The sequence below is a fragment of the Billgrantia sp. Q4P2 genome, assembly GCF_052806135.1.
In genome coordinates this window covers 89,142-110,333 of record NZ_JBRBAI010000002.1, presented here as the reverse complement: position 1 = coordinate 110,333, position 21,192 = coordinate 89,142, and the positions used below count along the sequence as shown (strand labels likewise).

Annotated in this window: 14 protein-coding genes; 8 read left to right on the top strand and 6 right to left on the bottom strand. The window is 59.0% G+C overall.

Translation table 11 applies throughout. The features are described 5' to 3' along the window. Positions 1-450: 450 nt before the first annotated feature. Positions 451-612, top strand: a complete 162-nt coding sequence (locus ACUY1T_RS03325) for a hypothetical protein (RefSeq protein ID WP_446020312.1) — start codon at positions 451-453, stop codon at positions 610-612. A gap of 89 nt (positions 613-701) precedes the next feature. Here ACUY1T_RS03325 and ACUY1T_RS03320 read toward each other — a convergent pair whose 3' ends face one another. Further along, positions 702-2,933, bottom strand: coding sequence for a putative bifunctional diguanylate cyclase/phosphodiesterase (locus ACUY1T_RS03320; RefSeq protein WP_446020311.1), 2,232 nt, complete (start codon positions 2,931-2,933; stop codon positions 702-704). Positions 2,934-3,356: 423 nt separating this feature from the next. Here ACUY1T_RS03320 and ACUY1T_RS03315 point away from each other — a divergent pair, with 423 nt between their 5' ends. The 3 genes from ACUY1T_RS03315 (at position 3,357) to ACUY1T_RS03305 (ending at position 11,192) form a co-directional block, all read left to right on the top strand. Further along, entirely contained in the window at positions 3,357-6,068 is a 2,712-nt protein-coding gene (locus ACUY1T_RS03315) for an EAL domain-containing protein (RefSeq protein ID WP_446020310.1), read from the top strand. Between the two features lie 69 nt (positions 6,069-6,137). Continuing rightward, the gene (locus ACUY1T_RS03310) at positions 6,138-9,164 is read left to right on the top strand and encodes a bifunctional diguanylate cyclase/phosphodiesterase (RefSeq protein WP_446020309.1); all 3,027 of its coding nucleotides are present in this window, start codon (positions 6,138-6,140) and stop codon (positions 9,162-9,164) included. Positions 9,165-9,245: 81 nt separating this feature from the next. Then, positions 9,246-11,192: a methyl-accepting chemotaxis protein gene (locus tag ACUY1T_RS03305; protein ID WP_446020308.1), complete on the top strand. Its 1,947-nt coding sequence runs from the start codon at positions 9,246-9,248 to the stop codon at positions 11,190-11,192. 58 nt (positions 11,193-11,250) lie between these two features. Here the strand turns inward: ACUY1T_RS03305 and ACUY1T_RS03300 are convergent, their stop codons facing one another. The 5 genes from ACUY1T_RS03300 to ACUY1T_RS03280 are packed head-to-tail and all read right to left on the bottom strand — an operon-like array spanning position 11,251 to position 16,158. Then, entirely contained in the window at positions 11,251-12,168 is a 918-nt protein-coding gene (locus tag ACUY1T_RS03300) for an ArgK/MeaB family GTPase (RefSeq protein WP_446020307.1), read from the bottom strand. Position 12,169: 1 nt separating this feature from the next. Continuing rightward, positions 12,170-13,348: a CaiB/BaiF CoA transferase family protein gene (locus ACUY1T_RS03295; protein ID WP_446020306.1), complete on the bottom strand. Its 1,179-nt coding sequence runs from the start codon at positions 13,346-13,348 to the stop codon at positions 12,170-12,172. Continuing rightward, positions 13,345-13,740: a cobalamin-dependent protein gene (locus ACUY1T_RS03290; RefSeq protein ID WP_446020305.1), complete on the bottom strand. Its 396-nt coding sequence runs from the start codon at positions 13,738-13,740 to the stop codon at positions 13,345-13,347. Before ACUY1T_RS03290 ends, ACUY1T_RS03295 begins: the two co-directional genes overlap by 4 nt. 34 nt (positions 13,741-13,774) lie before the next feature. Next, complete coding sequence (locus ACUY1T_RS03285; protein ID WP_446020304.1) at positions 13,775-15,385, bottom strand: acyl-CoA mutase large subunit family protein; 1,611 nt, start codon at positions 15,383-15,385, stop codon at positions 13,775-13,777. After that, positions 15,382-16,158: an enoyl-CoA hydratase/isomerase family protein gene (locus tag ACUY1T_RS03280; protein WP_446020303.1), complete on the bottom strand. Its 777-nt coding sequence runs from the start codon at positions 16,156-16,158 to the stop codon at positions 15,382-15,384. The genes ACUY1T_RS03285 and ACUY1T_RS03280 overlap by 4 nt, the downstream gene beginning before the upstream one ends. 143 nt (positions 16,159-16,301) lie before the next feature. Here ACUY1T_RS03280 and ACUY1T_RS03275 point away from each other — a divergent pair, with 143 nt between their 5' ends. The 4 genes from ACUY1T_RS03275 (at position 16,302) to ACUY1T_RS03260 (ending at position 21,096) form a co-directional block, all read left to right on the top strand. After that, positions 16,302-17,555 carry an MFS transporter gene (locus ACUY1T_RS03275; protein ID WP_446020302.1) on the top strand — a complete coding sequence of 418 codons (1,254 nt, stop codon included), beginning with the start codon at positions 16,302-16,304 and terminating at the stop codon, positions 17,553-17,555. Positions 17,556-17,895: 340 nt separating this feature from the next. Further along, positions 17,896-18,342: a tripartite tricarboxylate transporter TctB family protein gene (locus ACUY1T_RS03270; RefSeq protein WP_446020301.1), complete on the top strand. Its 447-nt coding sequence runs from the start codon at positions 17,896-17,898 to the stop codon at positions 18,340-18,342. Between the two features lie 46 nt (positions 18,343-18,388). Next, positions 18,389-19,900 (top strand): tripartite tricarboxylate transporter permease, encoded by a 1,512-nt coding sequence (locus ACUY1T_RS03265; RefSeq protein WP_446020300.1) that lies wholly within the window; start codon positions 18,389-18,391, stop codon positions 19,898-19,900. A gap of 50 nt (positions 19,901-19,950) precedes the next feature. Continuing rightward, a complete protein-coding gene (locus ACUY1T_RS03260; protein ID WP_446020299.1) occupies positions 19,951-21,096 on the top strand; it encodes an alpha-hydroxy acid oxidase in 1,146 nt (381 codons plus the stop codon). Positions 21,097-21,192: the final 96 nt, after the last annotated feature.

Sequence of the window (21,192 nt, the reverse complement as noted above, 5' to 3'; positions counted from 1 at the left end):
CAGGCATCGGCCAGGCATCGGCCACGAAGCTCATGCTGTGCTTCGAAAATTTGGGCGTTGTGATTCAGCGCCGTCCACACTTGCCATCTATCTATTGTGCTCACTTTTCAATCGAACTGTGCCGCATCGACTTTTCCTTAAGAAACTGCTAAAGCTCATTGCGCTTAGGACGATATAAAGGGAAACGATCCAAAGAAAGGTGAGCTTCCCCCATGGCAGTCATCAACACCAACCTGTTTTCCCTAAATGGCCAGGCCAACCTTGGACGCTCACAGTCGTCGCTGGCAACCGCCCTGGAGCGCCTGTAATGACCCCCTGGTTTCTGCACACCCTACGCAGCTAATGCTGGGTGTGCAGAAACCAGGGGGTCATTACACCCAGGCCAACCAGATCCCGCAGAACGTACTGTCTCTTCTGGGTTCTTTCGACTCTTGATCATGGGGGGGCGGCATGGAGCATCTTCTCAAACGGTATTCGGAACAGCTTGCCGATGCAGTTGACGACCCAGAAGGAAAGGGAGGCATCATGCTGACATTGGATGAGCATGAGGCGGTTGCCATCGAGAGCATTCGTCGGCTTTATCAACGTTCGCATGAACTCCAAACGACGTGACAGCCAAGGAGGGGGCGTGAATGCTTGATGGATAAGTTTTAGTTCTTTTAGGTACTTTCCATTGGCAAGCCTTACTCTGCGCCGGTAACTCAAGGCTTTTCCTGAGATAGCACCTCGCTGAAATGCCGGTGCCCAATGAGTTGGTATAATTCCCGTTCGGCGATAGGCCTAGAAATAACGTAACCCTGAGCCGTATCACAACCCATCTCGGCCAGCTTACGAAGCGTGGCGATATCTTCCACTCCTTCCGCCGTTACCTGGAGTCCAAGCTCATGGGCCAGAGAAATGGTTGAGGAAATAATGGTGCGGTGCCTCCTGTTTTCCAGCATGTTGCTGATAAAGCTGCGATCCATCTTGACCTCATCGACCGAGAAGGCACTCAGGTAAGACAAGGAGGCGTAGCCTGTACCGAAGTCATCCACTGCACAGCTGATATTGGCTTCATGAAGCTCCTCAATGACCTTCTGGGCATGCCCCCGGTCCTGGATGACTCCCGTTTCGGTAATTTCCAGGCATAGTGCTTGGTCGGAGAATTCTCTTTGCTTGATAAAGTCCACCAGCGTGGAACCTTCCATTAAGTCTCTAGAAGAGATATTGACGCTAAGACAAAAATTCTTGTCGTATTCTCGGCATCGTTCTGCTGCATGCATCGCTTCTTCGATGACCCAATAGGTCAGCCGTGTAATTAATCCCGTTTCCTCGAGTAGAGGAATAAAGTGCGCTGGTGAAACATTGCCTAGTTGCGGATGCTCCCAGCGAATGAGTGCCTCGGCTCCTTTGATATGACCGCCTGCCAGGTCGAGCTTGGGCTGGTAAAGCAGGTGCATGTCTCGTGTGCCATGACGACGGAAATCCTGCAGTAACATCAGGTCGTTGGGATTGGGTTCCAAATCGGGACTGTAGGTGCGCCACGGACGGCCGGTTTCGGTAGCGGAGGAGTAGGCCGTCATGGCGCGGCGTACCAGTTCTTCTGCCTCGGAGCAGTTTTGTCCTTCTCTCTTTGCTCGACCCTCGCAGATACCCATGGCGACATGTACGTCGATACTGATCGTATCGATGACAAGAGATTCATTCACGAGTCGCGCGACCTCTTCATGGGACATATCCTGCTTGAGCAGAATGGCAAAGACGCCCGAACCGAAATGACCGACCTGAGCGAAGTCCAACGATTCGAGATGCTTGGCAAAACTCACTAGCAGTGATTCATGCCCAAAGCGATAACCGAACATGCTGGTAAGTTGGTCAAGGTTCAGTAAACGCAAGAGTATCACCGTTGGTTCCCAGGCCAGTTCTTCCTGGAGGCGCCGATCCAGGCTCTCGATGAACGTGGTGCGACTGGGAAGCCCGGTAAGGGTGTCATGCTCTGCTTGATAGCGCAGTTCCTCTTCCAGCCGGCTGCGTGCCTTCAGTTCCTGCGAGAGCAAGCGCGTGCGCAAGGAAACCTGGCGCTTCAGGTACCAGGAAAACGAAAAGCCCATGAGGGCCATGAGGAGCAGAATGGCAAAAGCCCAGGCGAAGGTGCGCAAGCTATCGATAATGCTCGGTTTCCTCCACTCCAGCTCGGGGCGCCACTGCTGATAGATGTCGTTGAAGGTGCCATCCGCCATGACAACGGCCAGTTGATGCTCCAGCCAGGCTAATACCTCTGTATTCCCTTTGCGAACAGCGAACACATAGGGTTGAGGCCAGAAGGGTGGGCTCGTCTGCTGAACGTCCAGCTCGGCGGCATGGCGCAACGAGGTAAGTGAGGCCTCGATACAGACCTGTGCCTGGTGCTGATGCACTGCCAGCAGGCAGTCGTATTCGGTATCTACCGGAACCAGTGAAATGTCGGGATATTCTTCAGCAAGCCGCACTTCGGCATGACTACCCGCGACTACAGCGGCTCGATGTCCTTCCAGAGCCGCCAGGCTGCTGAAGTGCTCACCGTCGTCATGAGAAAAAATACCGTGAAACAGGTAGTAGAAGGGTTCCGTGAAGTCGAGGAGGGGCGTGCGTTCTTCCGAGGCAAAGAGTGCAATGGCATCTGCCTCACCGGTATAGACCTGCTCCAGGGCGGTCTCCCATTCCATCAGCCTGTGTTCGGCTTCGATTCCGGCGCGGCTTGCCATGCTCTCCTGCAAATCGATGACAAAGCCTTTCGCTTGGTGATGCTGATCGAGCCATTGGAACGGGGGATAGGTCGCTGAGCCGGCAAAGACCAGCTTCCCTTGGCGCTCGAGTTCGCTCTGCCCGGCGACCTCATTCGGAAGAGCAGCCAGCATCAGCAAACCACCCGCCAGGGCCAGGCCGGCGGCCGCCTTGGCGCTTACCTGCTTCATTCGGTCCCCTTTAGGTCCCTTTGCGGGTTAGCTATGGTCAGCCAGGTCCACCCATTTCATACCAAATTGGTCGGAAAATAAAGTCACGGCGCTGTATTCGTCCGCCTACTGTCACGTGCTCCGCCCCTCAGCGGAAGATGCGTTCACTGGGCGCATGCGCTGGCTCCACTTGTAACCCCTCGGTAATGACGAAGGCCCTTGCCATGCGCGTGCGGGCATCGGAGATCTGTCGGAATACCTCATCGTGTATCCACATTGCGTGGGTGGTGTCCGGATTGCGCAGATAAATGGCGAGGTGGGCTACTGCCTTTTCCATCGTGGCCGATAGGAAGAATATCTAGACGGGGAGTACGCGCATGACATGCCTCATCATCGCTGCCATGGCCATCGTGCATTGAAGCAATATTTCAGCCAGGAACGAAGATGCGTCTGAGTGGACTGCGATACAAGGTACTGATAGTTGTGGCGGTAGGGCTGCTGCTGCTTTTCGCCGTACAGTTCGTCGTTGGACGGTTGGTGCTGCTGGAGGGGTACAGTCAGCTGGAGCAGGACAAAATGCTGACCAAGGTCGGCAGTGCGGTGAGCCTGCTCGAAGAACAATCCCGGCAGCTCGGCAGTATAACCGTCGACTGGGCACATTGGGACGACAGCTATCAGTACATGGCGGCGCCTAATCAGGAATATATCGACTCCAACTATACTGACGACACCTTCGACAATCTCAACATCAGCGCGATCCTGCTGGTCGATGCCAACGGCAATATCCTGTTCAAGAAAGGGGTGGTTGCCGGGCAACCTTGGCCCATACCGCTAAAGCTGGAGCAGGCGGCATTGAAGGGCGGAGCGCTGATTGATACTACCGGGGGCAGGAATCATGTATCAGGTTTTTTCTGGACCCCTGAAGGCATCTTCATCGTTGCCGCCTTTGATGTACGCCCCAGCGGCAACGCCGAGGGTGAGCGCCGCGGCAGGCTGATCATGGTGCGCCAGCTCGACCAGACCTTGCTGGATCATGTCAGCCAACTGCTCGGTATCGACATCATCGTCGAGCGTGCCGATGTCCAGGGGCTTGCTGCCGATCGGCTCGATGCGCTGACTCACATGCAAGTAGAGGGCGGTATGGCGGTAAAACCGCTGAACGATACCGATATGATCGGTTACGCCTTGATGGATGACGTAGGCGATACGACCCCACTGCTGCTGCGGGCGACCGACGACCGCCGTATTTTCGAGCAAGGGCAATCCAGCCTGAATTTCCTGATCGGATCCACGGCGCTGATCGTATTGGTATTGGGTGTGTTCCATTGGTTATTCGACCGGCTCGTGCTGGTGCGGCTGGCACATCTGAGCAAGCACGTGAATCGTATTGGTGAATCTGCCGATACGGCGGTGCGCATCCCGACACTGCGCGGAAATGACGAACTGGCTGGACTGTCTCACGGGATCAACGGCATGTTGGAGCGCCTCGACGAGTCGCAGCTTGCCCTGCACTATGAGAAAGAGCGTGCTCAGATCACGCTGGCAGGGATTGCCGATGCCGTCATCACCAGCGATGCGGCCGGCGATATCATATACCTGAATGCGGCGGCGGAACGGCTGACCGGCATCTCCGCCGAGGAAGCCAGTGGGCAGTCGCTTCAGTCGCTGTTCCGCCTGCTGTCGGTGGAAAACAAGACCGTACCCGTGAACAGTATTTGGCTGACTGAGCCGGCAACCAAGCTGGAAGAAGTGATCCTACAGCGCAGCGACGGCGAGGAGCTTTTCATACGTAAATCAGCCGCGCCATTGCATGATTACAATGGCGACTGCTTCGGTTTCGTCACCGTGTTGCACGATGTCACCATGCTTCGTGCCCTGTCGCGGCAACTCAGTTTCCAGGCCCGTCACGATGCGTTGACCGGACTTATCAATCGCTATGAATTCGACCGCCTGGCGCAGGCTGCGCTGGAGGATGCAGTCCAGGGTGAACGCACGCATTGCATTGCTTATATCGATCTGGACCAGTTCAAGATCGTCAACGATACCTGCGGCCACATGGCGGGGGATACGATGCTGTGTCAGCTAGCCGGTCAGTTGAAAGCCAGGGTGCGCAGCTCCGACACTCTGGCGCGCCTGGGCGGCGACGAGTTTGCCCTGTTGCTGATGGGCTGTAGTCTGGAAAGAGCGAGGGAAGTCATCGAGAACCTGTTGCAAATCGTGCGCGAGTTTCGGTTCGTTTTCGAGGACAAGGTGTTCAGGGTAGGCGCGAGCGTCGGTCTTACCGAACTCTCCCCGGCACATACCTACACCCTGAGCGAATTGCTGAGCACGGTAGATTCCGCCTGCTACGCGGCCAAGGATGAAGGCGGCAATCGCATTCATGTGTATCGCCCGAACGACCAGGACTTGCAACAACGCTACAGTCAGCTCGAATGGGTGTCGCGGATACATGAGGGATTGGAAAAGGAGCAGTTCGTCCTGTATTTCCAGCGCATGCAAGGTTTGACAGAAGGTGTCGAACCGCATTGCGAGGTGTTGATTCGCATGCGTGGCGAAGACGGTACGCTGTACCCGCCAGGTTATTTCCTGCCGGTGGCGGAGCGCTATCACTTGATGCCGCAACTGGATCGATGGGTGGTACGCGAAGCATTCTCCATCATGGCGCGTAAAGGGGCGGACTTTCCCTACGTGTGTGCCATCAATCTCTCCGGCCAGACCTTGTCGGAAGAAGGATTTCTCGATTATGTGATCGAACTCATCGAGCACTATGGCCTGGACCCCCGGCGCTTCTGTTTCGAGATCACCGAAACCTCCGTGATTGCCAACCTGGACAAGGCGCGCCAGTTCATGCGTATGCTGCGCGAACTCGGCTGCAGCTTTTCACTGGACGACTTCGGCAGCGGTTTGTCGTCGTTTGCTTACCTGAGAAATCTGGACGTGGACTTTCTCAAAATCGATGGCATGTTCGTCAAGGCCATCGACAACAATCCGATAGATCGCGTCATGGTCGCCTCCATCAGTCAAGTTGGCCATGTCATGGGGTTGCGCACGATCGCCGAGTTCGCCGAGAACGAAGGCATCATCGATATCTTGCGGGAGATCGGCGTGGATTATGCTCAGGGTTATGGTGTTGCCAAACCTGAATTGTTTCAGTGATCGGAAGACAGTGTTTTGCATGGCCGGCGGCGTCTGAAGGCCGCGTACCAGCGACAGGAACAAGCGTTCATGAAAGAAAAAATACAGGCCGGGGATGAGGAAACGACGCTTACCAGGCTGATGACGCTGGAGCGAGAAAACGAGCTGCTTCGTAATATGGCGGAGCGGGCTACGGATTTTGTCATACTGGTACATGATGCAACTGAGCAAGGCAGAATCATGTTTGCCAATGATGCAGCCTGTAAGCATTTCGGTACCGACAAGGCAACGCTATTGAGCTGGACACCGTTCGATTTCGATCCGACTTGTGATGTGGCCGCCATGAAGCAATTGACCGACAAGATGCAAGCAGGAGAATCGGTGACATTTGAGTCGGAGCACCGAAGGGCGAGCGGTGAACTGGTTTCTGTTGAGGTAGTCGTGCATCCGTTTGAGCAGGATGGAAGACTGTTGGGTGTCAGTTACATCCACGACATCCGCGAACGACGGAAAATGGAGGCACAGCGACTGAATTACGAAGCGGTTGTGGCCCGGAAGGAAGTGGAAGAGCATTATCGCAGCCTGGTCGAGACGTTACCCGATTTCATCGTGCGGCTGGACACGCAGGCACGCTATGTCTATGTCAATCCCTCGATGTTGAATGGCATCGGCCGGGCAGAGGACGCATTCCTGGGCCGAACGGCAATTGAAGCGGGAGTGATGGGAAGTCCAGATAGTGACAGCCGCCTGTACCAGAAGGCTTTGCACGCGGTGGAAAGCCGAGAAGCCAATGTTTATCAGGATTGGATGGTACTGGCCGAACGTAAGGTTTGTTACGAGATTCGTCATATTCCGGAGCAGGACGGTGACGGTAACGTCGTAAGCGTGTTGGGGATTGCACGTGATGTCACCGAGCAGGTCAAAATCGATGATGCGCTCCGATTCATTGCTCAGCGCAACTGGTCATTGGACGGCGAGCCATTCCTGAGCGCTCTAGCGCGGTATCTTGGTGAAAAATTGGATGTCGACTACATACTAATCGACAGACTAGCTGACAACCCGAATGAGGCGGAGACAGTGGCAATCTTTGCCAAGGGAGAGTTGCGGCCGAATGTACATTATACGCTCAAAGGTACCCCCTGCGAGAACGTGATGGGTGGCGTCATGTGTTGCTACCCGAATGATGTTCGTCAGCGCTTTCCCGACGATGAGATGTTGGCCGAGATGGGCGTTGAGAGTTATATCGGGCTGCCGTTATGGGATTCCACCGGAAAAGTGATTGGCCTGATTACTGTGATGGATGGCCGGCCGATCAACGATGAAGCTGCGGTGACCGGATTGTTGCAGCTGGTTGCTACCCGGGCCGCGGCGGAACTGGAGCGCGAACGCTCGGAACTGGCGCTGAGAGCCCGGGAACGGGAATATCGCCGCCTGTTGGATGATTCTCCCGACGTGATCATTCTTTACGATAACGATTGTCGTAGGACATACAGCAACGCTGCCCACCGCAAGACACTGACAAAGCCGGCTTCGGTGGGGGCAACGCCCATGGAAGAATGGGGTTTGCCCACCGGAATGGATGTGGCGGAAGCCTACCAAGCGCATCTGCGTAAGGTGCTTGACAGTGGCATGCCGGGCGAGTGGGAACTGGCCTGGAACGATACTGATGGCAATCCCGTTTGTTTTCTGGTTCGGGGGACGCCGGAATTTGACTCACATGGGAAAATAGCGGGTGTGTTGGTCGTCGGCCGCGATATCAGCGAACGACTTCGTCTGGAGAAGAAATTGCGGCACCAGGCCACCTATGATGCGTTGACCGGTTTGCCTAACCGCTGGTTGGCGGGGGAGCGGTTGCGTGAGGAACTCACCAAGGCGGAGCATGCTGGCGGCAGCGTGGCCTTGCTGTTTATCGATCTGGACCGCTTCAAGGAAGTGAATGACACCCTGGGTCACGAATTCGGCGATCAGCTGTTGGTCGAAGCCGCGCAGCGCATCCAGTCATGCGTCAGGCGGTGCGATGTCGTCGCCAGACTAGGCGGCGACGAGTTTGTCGTTATTCTGCCGGGGGCAATGAATGTCGCCGGTCTTGACGATACGGCACAGAAGATCATCACTGCACTGATGCGTCCTTATACATTGGCTGAGCGCCAAGCGTATATTTCTGCCAGTATCGGTATTGCTACCTATCCTTGTGATGCCGGTAACGCCGACGTATTGCTGGCTTGTGCCGATCAGGCCATGTATAAGGCGAAAGAGCAGGGCCGCAATGGTTTTCGCTTTTTTACCCCCTCAATGCAAGCGCAAACCGAAAGTCGCATTCGTCTGGCCAATGACTTGCGGAGTGCACTATCACAAAAGCAGTTTCAGGTGCATTTCCAACCCATCCTCGATACGGTTACCGGCCAGGTGGTCAAGACGGAAGCCTTGCTACGTTGGCAACATCCCGAACATGGCATGGTGCCGCCAGATCTTTTTATCCCGGTAGCAGAAGATACCGGCATCATTCATGACATTGGCGACTGGGTGTTCCGCGAAGCGGTAAAAATGGCGTCCTGTTGGCGTGAGCGGTGCCCCGCAGGCCGTATCCAGGTGAGTGTCAATATTTCTCCGCGACAATTCATGCATGAGAAAATGGTTGGTGCCTTGCTGGGGCATCTGGTAACGATGAACGTGCCGGGAGAGTGCATCGCAATCGAAATTACCGAAGGTCTGCTGCTCGATGATCAGGATCATGTCAGGGAGAAACTATTCAATTTGCGCGAAGCTGGTATTCGTGTGGCGCTGGACGATTTTGGTACCGGATATTCGGCGATGGCTTATCTCAAGAAATTCAATATTGATTATTTGAAGATTGATCGTTCTTTCGTGCGCGATCTGGCACGCGATGAGAGTGATCGCGCAATTGCCGAAACGATTGTCATCATGGCGAAAAGGCTGGGTATGAAAACCATCGCAGAGGGAGTGGAAACGGTGGAGCAGCGCAACATACTTGCCGCTGTCAACTGCGAATATGTACAAGGCTATTTGTATTCCCATCCGTTGCCTGCTGCTGCATTCCTGGAATATATCACTGCAGGCATACCGAAAGAGAGTCAAAAATATTTGTCTGGGGCTTGACCAGCCGTTGTCAACAACGATAACGACAGCCTCGCTGTACCGCTTTGGTTTGCTTAGGGCTGTTCGGTAGGAGGACAAGGGATGAATTCCATTACGCTGGGCCGTTTTCCCGCTGATGCCGGGGCTGAGACGCAGGCAGAAAATGCTTTCGAGCCACCGCTGCGGCGGCTGGGTTTCAGTAGTCGTCTTACGCTGCAGATCGTCTCGCTGGTGCTGGTAGCGGTGATACTGGTGGCGGGGATGGTATACGTGCAATACCGCAACTCTTTCACCCAGGCGACGATCCATCAGCTGCAAGGCACGGGCGAGATGATGTCGGAGTCGTTTACTCAATGGTTGGGAGCGCGCCAGGATGAGGTCCGCTACGTGGCTGGGCTCGACCCGGTGAGGCAGGTCGAAATCGAGCCCATACAGCACTTGCTGGCGCGTCTTGCCGAGCAGAGCGGCTACTACGACACGATCTTCTTCGTCGGCACCGATGGTGTCGGTGTTGTTGGAGTGAGCTTCGATGGCAGCGCAACGGTCATGCCTGCCGAGCAAGCCGCCGAGTTCCAGGTTGCCGACCGCGCCTGGTTCCGAGAGGCAATCCAGGGGCAGCCGGTCTTTTCCCAGCCGCTGGTCTCCCGCGCCACTGGCAACCAGGTGAGCAACGTGGTGGCGCCGGTCTTCGCTGACAGTGGCGAGGTGGTGGGGGTGGTACGTGCGGCGGTACGCCTCGACGTATTGTTCGAACGTATGGCCGAGATGTCGCTGGGCGGCAGCTCCGATACCTACCTGTTGGCGGGCGACGGCACGCCGGTCACACCGATTGCGGCCCTGGCGGGGGAGAGCCGTGAAGTGGCCACGCAGGCGGCGGCCGCGATAAGCGCAGGCGAGAGCGGCGTGGGACGGTATGCGGATGTCGCCGGTACCGCGGTGATCGGCAGCTACACTTACCTGCCGCTGCTCAACTGGGGGCTGGTGGTCGAAGTGCCCGAGCACGAGGCGCTGGCCGAGGTATCGCGGCTGTTCTGGGTATTGGTGGGCATCACCACCATGATCGTGGCGGTCGCCGTGCTGGTCAGCTTCGGCGTGGTGCGCGCGGTGGTGAAGGCACTGGGCGGCGACCCTCAACGAGCCGCGGATGTGGTGCGCCGAATGGTACAGGGCGACCTGACCGTGCGAGTACCGGTGAAGCCTGGGGATACCACCAGCCTGCTGGCCCACATGTACGAAATGCAGCAGAACCTGCGGTCCATGATGGGCGGTATCAGAGGCACGGCCGAATCGGTGAGCACTGCCAGCAGCGAAATCGCCCAGGGCAACGAGGATCTCTCCAGCCGCACCGAGGAGCAATCCTCATCGCTGGTGGAAACTGCCTCCAGCCTCGAGCAGATGACCGCTACGGTGAAGCAGACCGCGGAGTCCGCCTCCCACGCCCGCAAGCTGACGAATGACCTGGATGCCCAGGCACGCGATGCCAGTGGCGTGGGGCAGCAGGCGGCTCAGTCCATGGGGGCGATCAAGCAGGCCAACCAGCGGGTGGAGAGTATCGTCGCTGCCATCGACAGTATCGCCTTCCAGACCAACCTTTTGGCCTTGAACGCCTCGGTGGAGGCGGCGCGGGCCGGTGAGCATGGCCGCGGCTTTGCCGTGGTGGCTTCCGAAGTACGCCAGTTGGCCAGCCGCTGTGCCGAAGAGGCCAACAAGATTCGTGAGCTGGTCGATTCCAGCGTGGCCAGCGTGGGAGAGGGCGAAAAGCTGGTCGACCAGGCGAGCCAGCAGCTGGTCGCCATTGCCGAGGGGGTCGGGCAGGTGTCGAGCTTCATCAACGAGATCGCCACTGCCGCCAACGAGCAGTCTTCTGGCATCGAGCAGATCAACCTGGCCATCAACCAACTCGACGAGGTCACCCAGCATAATGCGTCGCTGGTCGAGCAGGCCTCGGCCGCCAGCCATTCGCTCAGCGAACAGGCCAGTGAGCTGGCGAAGCTGGTGCAGCGCTTCAGAATCGATGAAACGGTAGGGTCACAGCTCGTTCGGGTTTAGGTTGGGGAAAAGTGCCGGCATCCACTGGCCAGGGCGAGGTCGCTCTGCCACTCGCAGATCATGCTTCGCGACCCGCATCTAGACCGAGTGCTTGAAGGATGTCGGCATAGGCCCCTGCCAGGCTCGTTGCATCGAGCAACTGAGGCTGATGCTCGAGCAATTCGGAGACACGACGCACGATCAGCGATTGGACGTGATAGTGGCGCCGCCGCCGTAACGTTTCGCTGGCGTTGCAGTGCTCTGCCTGCCAGGCGAGATGTTCGCTGATGGCAGAATCCAGCTTGGCCAGCCCCTCTTCGTGTTGCTGGCTGACCTCGATCACCGGGGGGCGCCACGCTGCCTGAGAGCGCTGAACGATGCCCCGGATTTCCGAGGCGCTCTTCTTGGCGCCGGGAAGGTCGGCCTTGTTGATCACGTAGATATCGGCCAGTTCGAGAACCCCCGATTTCATCGCCTGGATGGCATCACCGGCGTTGGGCTGCAGGACCATCACCAAGGTGTCCACCGAGTGGCGAATGGCATGCTCGGCCTGGCCCACGCCTACCGTTTCCATCAGCACTTCGTGAAACCCATGACTCTCGACGGCTTCCAGCAGATCCAGGACGTTATCTGCCAGGCCGTCGTTGGAACTGCGGCTGGCCAGCGAGCGTATGTAGAGTTCGGGTTCGTTGGCGATGGCATCCATGCGGATGCGGTCGCCGAGAATCGAACCACCGCTCAGTGGGCTAGTGGGGTCGATGCCGAGGATGGCGACGCCGCCTTGGTCGCGGCAGGCGGCCAGCCGAAGCTTGGCGAGCCGACTTATCAGGGTACTCTTGCCGGCGCCTGGTGCGCCGGTAAAACCGATACGTGCCGTCTCCATGGAAGGCTCGGGGCGCTGGGCACTGTGGGCCAGGCTCTCCGCCACCGAAGCCTGGGCCAGGCGGGTCAGCTCGCGGCCGAGCGCGCGGCGCGAACGAGGGGCAAGACCACTCATGTCAGCCTCCGCTAGTGTTGTGCGAAACGTGACTCTGCCCATCCAGTGCTTCTAGCTCCCCAGCATCTTCGTCGAGCAGCGGCGGCGGGCCGTAGTGGGTCGGCTGGCCTTGGAGCTTGATGGGATTTCCCACCATGCGGATCTCACCATGCGGCGTGGGCACCGAGACGACCATCTGGCGTGAGCGCGTCAACTCGGATTCCAGGGCATCCTCGAGGCTCTGGACCCCGGCCACGACCACGCCGAGGGGGGCGAGTCGCTCGACCCAGCTGTCGGTGGAGCCCGCGGCCAGCACCGCCTGGACATCGGCGATCACCGCCTCGCGATTCGCGGTGCGTGCGGCCATCGTGGCGTAGCGCGTATCGGTGATCCAGGCTTCGCAACCGATTTCACGGCAGAAGTCCGCCCAGAAACCGTCATGCGTGATGAACAGTGCCAAGTGGCCATCCAGGGTAGGAAAGATCTGCGCCGGGACGATGTAGGGGTGTCCGCCGCCGGGGTAGCGCTGTGCCTTTTGCCCGGCGTTGAGGTAGCCCCCTGCCAGGTAGTTGAGCTGTGAGAGCATGGTGTCGTAGAGGGAAACGTCCACCTGGCCGCCCTTGCCCTCGACCAGCTTGGCGGTGAGCCCCAAGGCGCCCATGATCCCGGCGGAGTTGTCGACCACGGAGTAGCCAGTCTTCACCGGCGGGCCATTCGGATCGCCGGTCATGGCCATGACGCCGGCCAAGGCTTGAATGACGTAGTCGTAGGCGGGTTTCTCGGCGAAAGGGCCTTCAAGGCCGAAGCCTGTCAGTGCCAGGCAGACGATCTTCTCATTGTGCTTGCGCAGTGCCTCATAGGTCAGCCCCAGCTTGCGGACTGCCGCGGGCCGCACATTGGTGAGCAGGGCGTGAGAATTGGCCGCCAGCTCGCCCAGGCGCTGCTGTCCTGCCTCGCTGGTCAGATCCAGGCTGATGCTGCGCTTGTTGCGGTTGAGGCTGGCGAAGTAGGCATTGTGGGGGCCGATGAAGTGGGGGCTGATCCGGCGGCCGATGTCGCCCTGGCCGGGGGCCTCGATCTTGATCACCTCGGCACCCAGGTCGGCTAGCAACATGCCGCAGTAGGGGCCCGCCAGCATGTGGCTCACCTCGAGGATGCGGATTCCGCTGAGCGGGCCTGAGGGGGCGGCGGTATGGCTCATGATAGCTCCCTCTCGATGGCGCGTATGACGTCTTCCAATGGCATGTCGGCGGTGAACACGCCGCATACCCCAGCTTCGATCAGGGCCGCGCGGTCCTTCTCGGGGATGGTGCCGCCCACGAAGACCTTGATGTCGCTGGCGTCGTACTCTTCCAGACAGCGCATGGTGTCGCTGACCAGTGCCATGTGGCTGCCGGACAGCATGCTCAAGCCCACCACGTCCACGTCCTCATCCACCGCCACCTTGGCGATATATTCCGAGCTTTTTCGCAGCCCGGTGTAGATGACGTCGGCACCGGCATCGCGAAGCGCCAGGGCGATTACCTTGGCGCCCACGTCATGGCCGTCCAGGCCGGGCTTGGCGATCAGGATTCTCTTGCCTTTCAAGCTCATGGGGTGTCTCCACTAGGAATGGGTGAGGGCCGGCTCACAGTCGAATGGGTTCCTGAAACTCGCCCCACTGCGATTTGAGCGTGGCGACCATCTCGCCCACCGTGGCATAGGCGTGACAGCAGTCGATCAGGTAGGGCATGAGATTTTCGTCATCTGTCGCTGCGGCCCGTTCCAGCGCCTTCAGCGTCTGCTCCACCTTGGCCGGGTCGCGCTCGTCCAGCACGCGCTGATACTTCTCCTGCACTCGCTGCGCGGCCTGCGGGTCGACCTTGAACACCTCCCCGAAGTCGTCGCTCTGATCGTCGCGGCGGAAGTAGTTTTGCCCGACGATGACGGTCTCTCCCTTGTCGACCTTCTGCTTGCGCTCATGGGCACGCTCGGCGATGCGCGCCTGCAGGTAGCCATCCTCGATCGCCTTCTCCACGCCGCCGTATTCGTCGATCTCCTCAATGACCCGGCGCGTCTCTTCTTCCATCTTGTCGGTCAGCCATTCCACATAGTGGCTGCCCCCCAAGGGGTCCACGATCTTCGAGATGCCGCTCTCGTAGGCGATGATCTGCTGGGTACGCAGGGCAATCTCGGCGCTGAACTCGGTAGGGATCTGGAAGGCCTCGTCGTAGGCGCAGGTGAATACCGACTGCGCGCCGCCCAGGGTGGCTGCCAGCGTCTCGATGCCCACACGCACGATGTTGTTGTAAGGCTGGGCGGCGGTCAGCGAGGAGCCGCCGCAGACCACCCCGAAGCGGAAGCGCTGCGCCTTGGGGTCGGTGATACCGAAGCGCTCCTCCAGCAGCGCTGCCCAAAGGCGACGTGCCGCGCGGAACTTGCAGACCTCCTCGAAGAAATCCATGTGGACATAGAAGAAGAAGCTCAGCCGGTTGGCGAACTTGGCGGCATCGCCACCACGGCGAATCAGCTCTTCGACGTAGGCCAGGCCATTGGCCAGGGTATAGCCCAGTTCCTCGACAGCGGTGGCGCCAGCGTCGCGCACGTGGGCGCCGGCGATACTGATCGGGTTGAAACGCGGGGTCTCGCGGTTGGAGAACAGGATCGTATCCGAGATCAGGCGCATGGAGGGGCGCACCGGGAAGATCCAGGTGCCGCGGGCTACGTACTCCTTGAGAATGTCGTTCTGAATGGTGCCGGTGAGCTTTTCGCGAGGCACGCCCTGCTTGTCAGCCACCGCACAGTACATGGCATAGACGATGGCCGCGGTACCGTTGATGGTGAAGGAGGTGGAAATACCGCTCAGGTCGATACCATCGAAGAGGATCTCCGCTTCGGCGAGGTTGGATAACGAAACACCCACCTTGCCCACTTCGGAGCGCGCCATGGGGTCGTTGGGATCGAAGCCGCACTGGGTGGGCAGGTCGAGGGCCACCGACAGGCCGGTCTGGCCGCTTTCCAGCAAGAAGCGATAGCGTGCGTTGGTGTCCTCTGCGGTACCGAAGCCGGAGTACTGGCGAAACGTCCACAGCCGCCCGCGGTAGCCGTTAGGAAAGATGCCGCGTGTGTAGGGTGGCTCGCCGGGGGTGCCTGGGTCGGGGTGGCGGAGCATGTCCGGGGTGATTCGCTCGGGAATCTCGATACCGGAGGCGGTATGCGGCGCAGGAATGGGTGGCGTGCGGTTTCCGGAATCGCTCATGGAGATTTCCTCGTATTCAGAATCTTGTCGGCGGCTTCCCAGTGATCGTCATGTGTCCAGGTGGCGACGAGATGACGGGTCTCGATCTCGGCCAGTTCCGCTTTCGACAGACCGTCGGCATGGCTCAGCGCAAGGGCCTTGAAGCCCCGCAGAACCTGAGGTGCCTGGGCAAGCATGGGCTTGGTGAACTGCTCGACACACTGTTCGAGCGTCTGGCCGTCTGCGGCCACTTGGTCAATCAGGCCGATGCGCTGTGCGGCATGGGCGTCGAGTAGCTCGGAGCGGGTCAGCAGGCGCAATGCCAGCGGTGCCGGGAGGCGGTTCAGCAGGCGAGCGCCGCCGCCCCAGGCGGTCGTGATGTTGAGCTTGCCCTGTATGAAGCCAATGCGGCTGGTGGGCGGGGCGAGGATGAAATCGCAAGCCACGGCGAGTTCTGCGCCACCGCCAATGGCATCGCCATTGAGGGCGGCGATGACGGGAACCGGAAACCGGCTCACCGCCTCGAGCGCGCGCCTTGCCTCGTGGCTCATGGCGGTGGCTTGCTCTTCGCTGCGTACCTGAGCGAGATCGCGCAGATCGCCACCGGCGGCGAAGCTCTTGTCACCGGCACCGGTCAGCACGACCACCTTCCACTGTGGGGCTGCCGCCTGCTCGGTAAAGACTTCGGCGAGTTCATTGAGCACCGCCCGGGAGAGGGCGTTTCGCTTCTCGGGGCGATGGATGGTTACCCTCAGCAGAGGGCCTTGCGCGTCGACAAGAAGATGTTCGGCCATGGAGGCGCTCCGACGGAGGATGTTGGCGTTGTTTATTTCCGCATAATGAATAAACATACTTATATGTGAAATTATCTGTCAAGTTGAGATGCCCCAGCGATCAGCCCATCGGGGCAGGGCACCGAGGCGAAAGGAGGCATGGCATGCCGAAGTCCCCACCCCCCACCGCGCCACTTGACCACCCCCTGGCCTCTAGGCGGGAGGCTTGGATCGTGGTGGCGACCACCACTTGGGTGCAGGCATTGACCAGTGCCGCCATGCTGCTGATACCCGTGTTGGCACCGCAGATTGCGGCCGATTTCGGCATTCCCACCGGCCTGGTGGGAATGCAAGTGAGCCTGCTGTATGGGGTTGCCATGCTGGTGTCGTTGCAGGCGGGGTCGCTGGCTCGACGCCTCGGTGCCTGCCGCTCCAGTCAGGTGGCCATGGCGTTGGTAATGGTGGGTTGCGCGGTGGCAGGGGGCGGTACGCCGGCCGCGCTGCTGCTTACCACGCTGCTTCTCGGCGTTGCCTACGGTTTGACCAACCCCGCGGCGGCACAGCTTCTGGCGCGTTATACGCCGCTGCGCCATCGCAACCTGCTCTATTCGATCAAGCAGTCCGGTGTGCCGCTGGGCGGTGTGCTGTCGGGCTCCCTGGCGCCGTCACTTGCCCAGGCCTGGAGCTGGCACGCCGCGTTTCTTGTCCTGAGCCTGGCCGCGCTGGTCACCGCCTTGGCATTGCAGCTGCGGCGCCGCGAGTGGGACAGCGATCGCGCGCCCGCCACGCTGCTGCGGGGCTCCGGCAGCCTCGCCGTACTCTATCGGCGTCCGCCGATTCTGTGGCTGGGGATGGCCGGGTTCTGTCTGGCTGCGGCTCAGTTGTCGCTGCTGAGCTTTACCGTGGCGTTCATGGTGGAAGAGCTGCTGATTACCCTGGTCACGGCCGGGGTGATCATGTCGGTCGTTCACGCTTCCGGGGTCTTTGGCCGCGTTGGCTGGGGGATGCTGGCCGACCGCCTGGGAAGGAGCGTGCCCGTATTGTGCGGCCTGGCCATTGCCATGTTGGTGTTGTTTGTCGCGGTCTCACTGCTGGGGCCAGGCACCCCGGTCTGGCTGGTGATAGGGCTGCTGAGTGCGGCCGGGGGCACCGCGATAGGCTGGAACGGCGTTTACCTTTCGGAGGTGGCGCGGCGCAGCCCACAGGCCGAGGTGAGTGAGGCCACCGCCGCGGTTCTGGTGCTGACCTACATGGGAGTGCTGACCGGCCCCGCGTTGTTCAGCGTCATCGTCTCGCTCGGGGGCAGCTATTCCGCCGGCTTCCTGCTTCCGGGGTTGGCATCGCTGCTGGCGCTGTTCTGTCTCAGGGAGTCCAGTCGCACCCAGGAGGTGCCGAGCGCTCACGGCATCGATAGGTAACGCCTTCACGTAACAGAACGTCGGTACAACAACGGTTTGCGTTTGGAGAAAATTCAGCATACCGAAAAATTATACATATGGTGGAAAAATTGGAGGGACTGGGTTATTACTATGTACAGCGGCACCGAGGGAAGGCACGGCAATGACGCCCGAGGTACCGCAAGTACAAGAGGACAATAATAATGACGCTCCTGAACGACAAAAAGACAACGCCCTACCTGGCGAAATTGACGGCATACAGCCTTGAGAAGGCCACTGTCAGCCCGTTTTGGCGTAGAGCCGTGGCCGATGCGCGTTCGTCGACCAATAGGGTGTCCTGGCTGGCATGGAGGGTGTGTGAGTGACCTCCACCGATCACCGCGACCTCGTTGGTGGCATGCTGATGTTGACCCTCGGCGTGTTCATCATCGTTTACACGCAACGCTATGACATCGGCACCCTGGCCAATATGGGGCCGGGATATTTCCCCCTGGTGCTGGGCGTATTGCTGACGATCTTCGGCTGCTTGATTGCCATTCCCGCGTTTTTCAGAACAGGAACTCCGATCACGGTGAATTGGCGCAGCTATCTGCTCGTCATCGGCAGCCTGCTGTTCTATGCCCTGACGCTGCGTACCCTCGGGCTGTTGCTCAGCACTGGAATGACGGTGCTGTTGTCTTCGATGGCCTCTCCAGTACTGGCGCTGAAAGGCCGTCTTGTTCTTGTGCTATGCGTGGTGGGGGTCACCTATTTGGTCTTCATGCTTGGGCTCAATATGAGGTTGCCTCTATGGCCGAGTATCTTTTGATCGATAAGATGATGAGACCGCTGGACGCCGGTTCTGGGAAGGTCTGATGGGTAATCTTGACGCTCTTCTCACTGGGCTCGGTGCGGCAATGTCATTAGATGTCGTGATGTATTGCTTCTTCGGGGTATTCATCGGGACGTTGATCGGCGTTTTGCCCGGTATTGGTGCCCTGGCTACCATATCGTTACTCCTGCCGGTCTCCTACCATATCCCGCCCGCCGCGGCGATCATCATGTTGGCCGGGGTATACTACGGTGCCCAGTACGGTGGCTCCACCTCGTCGATTCTGTTGAACCTTCCCGGTACGCCTTCCCACGCGGTGACCTGTCTGGATGGCCACCCAATGGCCAAGCAGGGCAGGGCGGCGGTGGCGCTCTTCATGACCACGATCGCCTCGTTCGTTGGCTCTATGGTGGGGTTGTTCTTCTTGGCACTATTCTCGCCCGCTGTGGCCGAGATTGGGCTGAATTTCGGTGCACCGGAATACTTTTCCCTGATGCTGTTGGGCTTGGTGGCTGCCTCCACCATGACTTCCGGTTCCGCGGTAAAGGGGCTGAGCATGGTGGTGTTGGGCTTGTTTCTCGGCACCGTCGGTACGGACGTCAATACGGGCGTGCATCGCTTCCATTTCGGCATTCCCCAGCTCATGGACGGCATCAACTTCATCGCGCTGGCCATGGGGGTTTTCGGCGTTTCTGAAGTGATCAGTAGTTGCAATGGTCGCCCGGACAGCAGGCCGAAGGAGAAGATCACGTTCGGAAGCATGCTCCCGACATGGTCGGAGACAAAACGCTCCGTTGGCTCCATTCTTCGTGGCACCGGGGTGGGCGGATTGTTTGGTGCGCTGCCGGGTACCGGGCCTTCGATTGCCTCCTTCATGGCCTATGCCCTGGAAAAGAAAGTGTCCAAAGACCCCTCACAGTTTGGCACGGGGGCGATCGAAGGATTGACGGGGCCTGAAGCGGCAAATAACGCAGCCAGTCAAACCTCCTTCATTCCCACGCTCTCACTGGGAATTCCTGGAGATGCGGTGATGGCGCTCATGCTGACGGCACTGATCATTCATGGCATCCAGCCCGGGCCGATGCTGCTGGTGATGCAGCCCGACCTGTTCTGGCTGCTGATCGCAGGATTTTTCATGGGTAACATCATGTTGCTTGTGCTGAATATTCCGCTGATCGGGCTGTGGGTGTCGATTCTTCGTATTCCCTACCATGTGCTGTACCCCGCCATACTGATCTTCATTGCGCTGGGTGTGTACAGCGTGAATAACAGCACGTTCGACATTCTCATGGTGGCCTTCATCGGCGCCATCGGCTATGCCATATGGGTCCTTCGATTCGATGCCACACCGTTACTGCTGGGCTTTGTTCTCGGGCCATTGATAGAGGCGAACCTCCGCAGGGCGCTGCTCATCTCTCGCGGTGATCCGATGACGTTCCTGCAACGACCGATCAGCGCAACGATCTTGGGAATTTGCATGGCTTTACTCCTCTGGACCATTTTCAAGGCGCTGCGTCCCAGGCGTACGAAGAAGCTTCAGAATGCAAAAGCCTGACCATGATGGGCCTTACCCGCCTAGAACGATAACAAGAGTTGTTTCAGCGCATGAACATCAACCAGGCCATTAACTTGCACGACTTCCGGGCCATGGCCCGACGCAAATTGCCTAAGATCGCCTTTGACTTCATTGACGGTGGGGTCGACGATGAAGTCTGTCTCGAGCGTAACCGGAGAGCCTTTGAGCAGCATACGTTGGTTCCCCGGTATCTGGCTGGTGTTTGTGAGCGGGAGCAGTCCACCACCGTGCTGGGAAAGACCTATTCAAGCCCGATCGGCATATCACCCACCGGGTTGGCGGGCCTGTTTCGTGAAGGTGCTGATGGCATGCTGGCGTCGGCAGCAAGGGACGCAAACGTGCCGTTCCTGCTATCAAGCGCCAGCAATATTGCTTTGGAAGACGCGGTGAAGATCGCCCCGAAGAATCTGTGGTTCCAGATGTACTGCACCTCCGATGATGGAATCAATCGGGATCTGATTCGCCGAGCCGCCGATGCCAATATCGAAGTGCTGGTGATCTCGGTGGATGTGCCGGTGAACTCGAACCGCGAGCGAAACCGGCGAAACGGTTTCACTCGTCCGTTTCGGATGACGCCCGCTATCGTACTCGATGCCTTGGGGCATCCGGCCTGGGTGCTGCGCTATCTGCGCTCCGGCGGCATGCCCATGATGAACAATTGGCAACCTTACGGTCGCCAGGGCGCAAGCGCTGCGGAGATCGCGGACATGTACGGCAGCCTGACGCCGGCGTCCATGACCAATTGGGACACGCTGAAATGGATCCGGGACACCTGGAAGGGGCCGCTGGCCATTAAGGGGCTGATGCATCCAGAGGATGTGCGCATGGCGGCCGATCTGGGTGTTCAGGGCGTCATTATCTCCAATCACGGCGGCCGGCAGCTGGACTGCGCACCGTCGCCCATCGCGTTGCTACCCGAGATTCATGCGGCCGTCGGGGATCGACTGGACATCATGCTGGATAGCGGCGTTCGCCGTGGTTCGGATATCGCGATTGCCCGTTGTCTGGGAGCACGCTTCTGTTTTTTCGGTCGCCCTACTCTGTATGCCGTAGTGGCCGGCGGAAAGCCCGGAGCCGACAGAGCCCTGGAGATCATCCACAACGAGATCGACCTGGTCTTGGGGCAGATCGGCTGCACCCGCTTTGATGCGCTTGGTCCGGAATATCTGCGATAGACGGATTTTGCGGCCATGCATCAAGACTCTCCGCTCGATTTCGGGTGAGGAGAAATAAAACGCGTCCCGATCGGGACTTGATGCAAGGAGTACCAG

Coding starts and splice junctions, on each gene's coding strand:
- ACUY1T_RS03265 (WP_446020300.1), top strand. CDS start 18,389: ATGGGTAATCTTGACGCTCTTCTCACTGGGCTCGGTGCGGCAATGTCA.
- ACUY1T_RS03325 (WP_446020312.1), top strand. CDS start 451: ATGGAGCATCTTCTCAAACGGTATTCGGAACAGCTTGCCGATGCAGTT.
- ACUY1T_RS03310 (WP_446020309.1), top strand. CDS start 6,138: ATGAAAGAAAAAATACAGGCCGGGGATGAGGAAACGACGCTTACCAGG.
- ACUY1T_RS03300 (WP_446020307.1), bottom strand. CDS start 12,168: ATGAGTGGTCTTGCCCCTCGTTCGCGCCGCGCGCTCGGCCGCGAGCTG.
- ACUY1T_RS03275 (WP_446020302.1), top strand. CDS start 16,302: ATGCCGAAGTCCCCACCCCCCACCGCGCCACTTGACCACCCCCTGGCC.
- ACUY1T_RS03290 (WP_446020305.1), bottom strand. CDS start 13,740: ATGAGCTTGAAAGGCAAGAGAATCCTGATCGCCAAGCCCGGCCTGGAC.
- ACUY1T_RS03315 (WP_446020310.1), top strand. CDS start 3,357: ATGCGTCTGAGTGGACTGCGATACAAGGTACTGATAGTTGTGGCGGTA.
- ACUY1T_RS03280 (WP_446020303.1), bottom strand. CDS start 16,158: ATGGCCGAACATCTTCTTGTCGACGCGCAAGGCCCTCTGCTGAGGGTA.
- ACUY1T_RS03320 (WP_446020311.1), bottom strand. CDS start 2,933: ATGAAGCAGGTAAGCGCCAAGGCGGCCGCCGGCCTGGCCCTGGCGGGT.
- ACUY1T_RS03305 (WP_446020308.1), top strand. CDS start 9,246: ATGAATTCCATTACGCTGGGCCGTTTTCCCGCTGATGCCGGGGCTGAG.
- ACUY1T_RS03285 (WP_446020304.1), bottom strand. CDS start 15,385: ATGAGCGATTCCGGAAACCGCACGCCACCCATTCCTGCGCCGCATACC.
- ACUY1T_RS03260 (WP_446020299.1), top strand. CDS start 19,951: ATGAACATCAACCAGGCCATTAACTTGCACGACTTCCGGGCCATGGCC.
- ACUY1T_RS03295 (WP_446020306.1), bottom strand. CDS start 13,348: ATGAGCCATACCGCCGCCCCCTCAGGCCCGCTCAGCGGAATCCGCATC.